Here is a 6,232-nt window from a genome sequence, read left to right on the forward strand (position 1 = left end):
TATATCAATTTTTTAGTTTTCTTTCTAAGAAATATCTATTTTTCGAAAATTAAAATACGGGTGATAATTCTGCCTGAGGTATTATAAAGATCAATTTTGTATTTAAAGGAATCAATAATAGTTGACAACTCTAAGAAAAACGCTTACAATATCTTTATGCTGTGACTTCCATTGTTGGCGAACTAGAGTCGCCCAGAAGGAGGAAAGACCATGAAAATGGATAATAAAACCCTTGCTCGTCTTGAGCTAGCAACAGTTGCCATCTTAGCTGTAAAAGATATCGTACTCAAGAAAATTGAGTGCAATAATCAAAGGCTGGAAGGCTAGCATACAGTTTTACTGTATGCTTTTTATTTAAAATTTATAGATAAGAATTGAGTAAAAATGGTTTTAGATAGATACCAAGATATTATAAAAGGGCATGCTGAAAATTTTAAAGAAATATTTGGGCGTAAATTTATTTACGGGAATTACAAAAGAAATGTAAAAAATAAATCTAGATATAGATCGGACTTCCCTCTGTTTAATATTGCCTCAGATAATTTTTATATTTATCAGATATATGTAGAAGATCTTCAATCAAATATCAGAAACTATCTAATAAATCCTATTTTAGAGGAGTTGCTGAAGGAGTATGGTTATGATATAGAGCAATACAATCTTTTTCCTTTTCAATTTGTTTTTAAAAAAAACGATATTAGAATTGGAGTTCGATATACAAAATGGTTATATGCTACTGAAGATGAAAAGGAATTGATTAAAAAATCGATAAAAGATTTTCAAATAGATAAAGTAATTAATCTACATTTTTCAGATGATAAGGAATTTGGATTAAATAGGTATTGTGAGGCAGTAAATATTTGTGACTATTCTATAAAAATGTTTTTAGATGAGTTCATCAATGAAAATATATATCAATACTTTTTAACAACTTTAATAAAAGCAATAGATGATATGCAAGAGTTAATCGGTTTTGAGGTCATTCCTAGATTAAATATGTCTAACCTAACTAAAGTTAGACTCGAATTAAGAGAAAGTTTGAGAGATGTTGATTTTCACGAATTAAGTTATGATCCCAAAAATAAATCTGACAATCTAGAAAAAAGTGATTTAGATATAATTAACTCAAATTTAGAGAAGGGTAAAGCTGAAGTATTATTAGGAAAATCAGATTTTGCTAAATCCTACCTAACTTCTGAGTATTTGTATAAAGTATTAGTTGATAATAGTAACTTTGATTATACTTCTGTTGTAGCTGGGTATTTAAAAACAATTGAACAATTTCTTTACCGGCTTTTAGAATACCAGATGAACACTAATGAAAGTGAAAAATGGATTACAACGAAAAAACATAACAAGGTATACCAAAAATTTAATGCAACTAATAGAAAAGATGAAATAAAGGAGCATGGACGTAGAATATTAGTTAAATCTCAAAATGTCCATTACATGGATACTAGTCTAGGTCCTCTAGTTACTTACATAAAAGAAAATGAAGATTTTTTCGAAATAAGCAAGGACGGAAAAACGATATTGACGGATCTCTTGAACGATTATAGAAAATCAGTTCGCAATGGGTATTTTCATAAACACAATCTAGAAGATATCGATGAAGTGAAGCGTATTAGAAATAACACTATATACCTTCTTTGCTTTTTAATTGGAAGTTTAAAAGATTTTGACATCACAAAATTTGGTTTTTTAGATTTTTCATTTAATGACTTTTACCATAAACTTCCTAGAAACTCAATAGCTATCCCCTTCTACATTCAAGAAACAAAAAAAGCCAACCGAAGCTAATGAAACTAGTTTATGAACAAGAAGCTGAAAGTTATAACGTAGATGGTCTACTGGAGAATAGTCTATATTTTGCTGAAGTGGATGATTCTAACAAGCCGTATGAATATATTAATCAAGTTCCTAAGGATGATCTGGTTATTTTCAATACTAATAATGTGCCTTACCGAGCAGAGTATATTAGAGGGAGTATAGACGATGGCTTTGACAATAGAGTTGAATTTTATAGAAAAGATTAATTAGAAAAGAAATAGATCATCTCATCATTCTTGATATATAGTGCATTAACTTTATAGTGCTTGAATGATTTAATTAGATTTTTCTTGTTTTTAAGAATACATACTTATTTTAATGCCTCAGTTCTATTTCGGAAAAAACAATAAAAAGCTTCTCTTTGAAACCTATCACAGTTAAAAGAGGAGCTTTTTATTTTTTGATGATATCTAGAATCCAATTTTTCGTTATTTATTTTTTTTATTAAATCCATTGACAACAAAAGGGATCAGTGCACCAATTATAGTACCTGCAATAGCAGCAGACTTAGAGGATACAATTAATTTAGAAGCCTGAGAGATTTCATCAAAATCTAGATTTTCTGCTTCAGCTTTAGACAATACTTCTAATAACATTTCAGCACGCTTAGCTCTATCAGAGTCGCTTGACTTTAGTTTTTCAATTTCAAAATCAACTACTGTTCGTATTGCAATGTAATGTAGTTTGGTTAGTTTGCTATTTTTTGTTTCTAGATTACTAATAGTTTGTTTAGTGACACCAATAAGATTGCCTAAATCTTCACTTGTCCAATTTAATATTTCTCTGATAGACTTTAAATTGTCTTGCAGTATTTGTCTTGTTCTCTCATTTGAGGGATATTTTTCTTTTTTCATTTCACGACACCTACAATTCTGTATTTACATTATAACAGAAATTTGGACTATAAAAAAGCATTGTTTTTGTCAAAAATATAATTTAAATAAAAAATAATTGACAAAAGAAAAATAATGGACTATAATATCGGTATTCTTAAGAAAGTGAGGAATAAAGTTATGATTAGCTTATTAAAAATAAAGTGAGTCATATGTTTGTTCTAGTTTCTGTGTCAGAAGCATGACAAGAAGTTTTTTGAGGTAGTGTATACCCTGTCGTTCCATTATAGGAGGAAAGTCATAATGAATTTACAAGTAATGCTTAATATTGTTTTGATTATTGGAATGATCTATTTAGTTGTTAGAAGATATATTATTGCATCAAAATTTACAGATTATATGATTAAGAATGGCGGGGAAGAAATTGAATTTATAAAAGAGAACAACTTGAGTTTCTCTGAATGTGTAAAATTGCTTAATAAAAAACATAAAATTGGGATAGTTAATGCATTTTCAGTTGTAAACTGTTTAAGAGAAAAGTAAGCTAATCCTTTAATTTCGTTAATAAAAATAGCCGAAGTCACAGTATTTACCATGGATCAGTCTGAATCTGATAATGTAGAAGCTTCATATACTTGTTTATTAAAAATAGGAGTTTATATTATGTCAAAATTATACGAATGTAGTGAGTGTGGTGAGTTGTTTACCAAGCATGAAATTGATTGGGAAGGTAGCGATGAAAGCTATGAGTCTTATTATTGTCATGACTGTTCTAGGTTTCTAGAGCAATGTGGAATTGATGCAATGGATCCTGATGGATTTGGGTATGACGAATATGGAAACTGGGATTCGGAACGATTAGGATTATAAATACCTTTGAAAAACTCCTATCGCCTCTTCGTCCGTCCCCTTGTTAGATATTTATAACAGTCTTAAAAAATCACATAAGAAAGTGTAAGAATGAAGTTAATACCGTACATTTTTATAAATAGAAATTTATTGTCTGTTACCGGCACAAAAAAAGAAGTGTTTTCTAAATGTCTCAAAATTGCAAGTAAATATGGAAAAGTGATAGGCAGTGATGAAATGTTTGGGGATATTTATCTTAAAACAAAACTAAATCTGCGCCAGTTACATTTTCCAAGAGAAATAAAAATATCGGTTGCAGCCACTGAGGTTCAAGATTTGACTATTATAAGGTTTGGTGATAGGTATGATTATACTAGTTCATGGCTTAGGGACGTTTTTGGGAAAGAATTCTTTAAAAAATGAAGACCTGTATATAGTTATAATGAAGCGCTTCAAAACTATACTGGAACTTCCCTAAATTATCAAGCTAATATCAATTTTTTGAAATTTTAATTGCGTAAGGATGCCCTTAAATACTGTTATGAAGCTATTTTTAAATCAAATGAAAATAACACTTTCCAAACCAGGTCTTAAGAAAGCTCGTAAAGCTAGCCAGTTCTCTAAACGTTAATTCGTTGCTGGACAGCAGAATACAAACGAAAACACTTTGCATCTTGCAAGGTGTTTTTTCTATGAGAACTGGCGGTGCGCAATTAGGATAGCTCTAGCGACTTTAGTCGCGTAGAGATATGCTATGCACAGTTGCCCCAAGAAAACAAGCGAAGCGATGTTTGATTGGATGGCGACCGCTGCACTCAAAACGTTAATCAATACGATACTATCAACGTTTACAGACATTCAAGAGTTTTCTCTTGGATGTCTTTTTTGTATAAAAAAGGCTCTTTGTAAAATCGTGTTGGTAGAAGTAGACGATTTTTCTACCAACACGATTTTTAATTTATTATAGAACTGATTTCTGTGAAAATCCTATAAGCCACCTATTTCGACAGTTTTATAGCTTGTTATTCTATTTTCTTGACAATAATACCACCGTCTCCACACGTTTTTTAACCATAAAAAGACACCTCCATGAGCATTTGATTATATTGTACCAAATCCAACTTGGAGGTGTTTTTATTTAATTCTCATTTACGGGGGTCAGTGCCAATTAAAATTGCGTATTTTTTATTTAAAATGTATTAGAATTAAATTCATATAAAATATGCACGAAAAATAAATCAAAATTAAAAAGTACAAATTAATGAAGTGATTATTGATAAAAATAGTTAATAATTGGTTAAACAAAATATATAACTCGTTTATAAATTTATAGAAATGAACCATTATAAATCTCTTCTTAAATATTGAAAAAACCATTGGCAGTGGACATACTTTAAGACTATATATTTCTGAAACTAGTTTCACAATACAAATATTGACATGCAATTATTAATTGGTGGATTTTAAGTTGACATCTACAAAGTTTAATGTTAAAATAAATTCAAAAATATATTTGAATGAGGTGTTTTATGATTCAAAATATTGTTACTTCAATAATCCTGTATTCTGGGACAGCCGTAGACTTACTTATTATCCTAATGTTATTTTTTGCCAAAAGAAAAAGCAGAAAAGACATCATTAACATCTATTTAGGACAATTTCTAGGCTCTGTTAGTCTAATATTGCTAAGTTTACTTTTTGCATTTGTCTTAAATTATATTCCTAGTAAAGAGATTTTAGGTTTGCTCGGTTTGATTCCAATTTTCCTAGGACTCAAAGTTTTGCTTTTAGGAGATTCTGATGGAGAAGCTATTGCAAAAGATGGTTTGCGCAAAGATGATAAAAACCTGATTTTTCTAGTCGCTATGATTACTTTTGCAAGTTGTGGCGCTGACAATATTGGTGTCTTTGTCCCATATTTTACCACCTTAAATTTAGCGAATTTGATAGTGACTTTACTTACTTTTCTAGTCATGATTTATCTCTTGGTTTTTTCTGCCCAAAAATTGGCACAAGTCCCTTCTGTTGGAGAAACTTTGGAAAAATATAGCAGATGGTTTATTGCCGTTGTCTATTTAGGATTGGGGATGTATATCCTGATTGAAAACAACAGCTTTGACATGCTGAGGGCTGTGTTCGGCTAGGAGAAAAAATTATGAAAAAAGATAGTATCTGTCAAGTGGATGTTATAAATCAACAAAATGTTATAACCGCAACGAACTACCTTGAAAAGGAAAAAGTCCAAAAATCACTTCGTATTTTATCAAAGTTTACCGATAATAAACAGATAAATATCATCTTTTATCTCCTTGCTGTTGAAGAACTCTGTGTCTGTGATATAGCCTGTTTACTAAATCTCAGTATGGCATCTGCCTCTCACCATCTTCGTAAACTAGCCAATCAAAATATCTTGGACACTAGAAGAGAGGGGAAAATTATATATTATTTTATAAAGGATGAGGAAATCAGAGATTTTTTTAATCAACTAGGATAACAACTATTTTTACTACTTTTCCATGATTATAGGGAGATTATAATCGTTATTGTTTCAACGGTAGCAAACTGGTTTTTACATAAAGTAATTGATAAACCCAATATAGATCAGAAAGAATTACTTGAAGCTACCGCACAATATAGAAAGTTAGGTTCTTTGTCAACTGTAGTGGGTGACGAAAAGCTAACATCTAGAGAGGACCTGATAGGTCTTCTCTTTTTGTATG

8 protein-coding genes are annotated in these 6,232 nt (G+C 30.3%); 7 read left to right on the forward strand and 1 reads right to left on the reverse strand.

Annotated features, from left to right (window positions below; genetic code table 11):
• The first annotated feature begins 384 nt into the window (after positions 1 to 384).
• On the forward strand, positions 385 to 1,800 hold the full coding sequence (locus M1G14_RS10755) for a hypothetical protein (RefSeq protein ID WP_247926594.1): 1,416 nt from the start codon (positions 385 to 387) through the stop codon (positions 1,798 to 1,800).
• A complete protein-coding gene (locus M1G14_RS10760; protein WP_247926595.1) occupies positions 1,800 to 2,036 on the forward strand; it encodes a hypothetical protein in 237 nt (78 codons plus the stop codon). The genes M1G14_RS10755 and M1G14_RS10760 overlap by 1 nt, the downstream gene beginning before the upstream one ends.
• A 222-nt stretch (positions 2,037 to 2,258) precedes the next feature.
• Here the strand turns inward: M1G14_RS10760 and M1G14_RS10765 are convergent, their stop codons facing one another.
• Entirely contained in the window at positions 2,259 to 2,684 is a 426-nt protein-coding gene (locus M1G14_RS10765; protein WP_247926596.1) for a helix-turn-helix transcriptional regulator, read from the reverse strand.
• Positions 2,685 to 2,966: 282 nt separating this feature from the next.
• Here M1G14_RS10765 and M1G14_RS10770 point away from each other — a divergent pair, with 282 nt between their 5' ends.
• The 5 genes from M1G14_RS10770 (at position 2,967) to cadX (ending at position 6,006) form a co-directional block, all read left to right on the forward strand.
• Positions 2,967 to 3,206 (forward strand): hypothetical protein, encoded by a 240-nt coding sequence (locus M1G14_RS10770; RefSeq protein ID WP_070665140.1) that lies wholly within the window; start codon positions 2,967 to 2,969, stop codon positions 3,204 to 3,206.
• Between the two features lie 51 nt (positions 3,207 to 3,257).
• Positions 3,258 to 3,533 carry a hypothetical protein gene (locus M1G14_RS10775; protein ID WP_247926426.1) on the forward strand — a complete coding sequence of 92 codons (276 nt, stop codon included), beginning with the start codon at positions 3,258 to 3,260 and terminating at the stop codon, positions 3,531 to 3,533.
• 90 nt (positions 3,534 to 3,623) lie between these two features.
• Positions 3,624 to 3,935, forward strand: a complete 312-nt coding sequence (locus tag M1G14_RS10780; RefSeq protein ID WP_195311632.1) for a hypothetical protein — start codon at positions 3,624 to 3,626, stop codon at positions 3,933 to 3,935.
• Between the two features lie 1,106 nt (positions 3,936 to 5,041).
• Positions 5,042 to 5,656, forward strand: a complete 615-nt coding sequence (locus tag M1G14_RS10785) for a CadD family cadmium resistance transporter (RefSeq protein ID WP_302849557.1) — start codon at positions 5,042 to 5,044, stop codon at positions 5,654 to 5,656.
• Between the two features lie 11 nt (positions 5,657 to 5,667).
• Positions 5,668 to 6,006, forward strand: coding sequence for a Cd(II)/Zn(II)-sensing metalloregulatory transcriptional regulator CadX (gene cadX, locus M1G14_RS10790; protein WP_003004755.1), 339 nt, complete (start codon positions 5,668 to 5,670; stop codon positions 6,004 to 6,006).
• Positions 6,007 to 6,232 lie beyond the last annotated feature (226 nt).

Source organism: Streptococcus parasanguinis, assembly GCF_023109675.1.
Taxonomy (GTDB): Bacteria; Bacillota; Bacilli; order Lactobacillales; family Streptococcaceae; genus Streptococcus; species Streptococcus parasanguinis_I.

Bases quoted from the DNA above. Each gene is read 5' to 3' on its own strand.
- M1G14_RS10755 (WP_247926594.1), top strand. From the start codon at position 385: ATGGTTTTAGATAGATACCAAGATATTATAAAAGGGCATGCTGAAAAT.
- M1G14_RS10760 (WP_247926595.1), top strand. From the start codon at position 1,800: ATGAAACTAGTTTATGAACAAGAAGCTGAAAGTTATAACGTAGATGGT.
- M1G14_RS10765 (WP_247926596.1), bottom strand. From the start codon at position 2,684: ATGAAAAAAGAAAAATATCCCTCAAATGAGAGAACAAGACAAATACTG.
- M1G14_RS10770 (WP_070665140.1), top strand. From the start codon at position 2,967: ATGAATTTACAAGTAATGCTTAATATTGTTTTGATTATTGGAATGATC.
- M1G14_RS10775 (WP_247926426.1), top strand. From the start codon at position 3,258: ATGGATCAGTCTGAATCTGATAATGTAGAAGCTTCATATACTTGTTTA.
- M1G14_RS10780 (WP_195311632.1), top strand. From the start codon at position 3,624: ATGAAGTTAATACCGTACATTTTTATAAATAGAAATTTATTGTCTGTT.
- M1G14_RS10785 (WP_302849557.1), top strand. From the start codon at position 5,042: ATGATTCAAAATATTGTTACTTCAATAATCCTGTATTCTGGGACAGCC.
- cadX (WP_003004755.1), top strand. From the start codon at position 5,668: ATGAAAAAAGATAGTATCTGTCAAGTGGATGTTATAAATCAACAAAAT.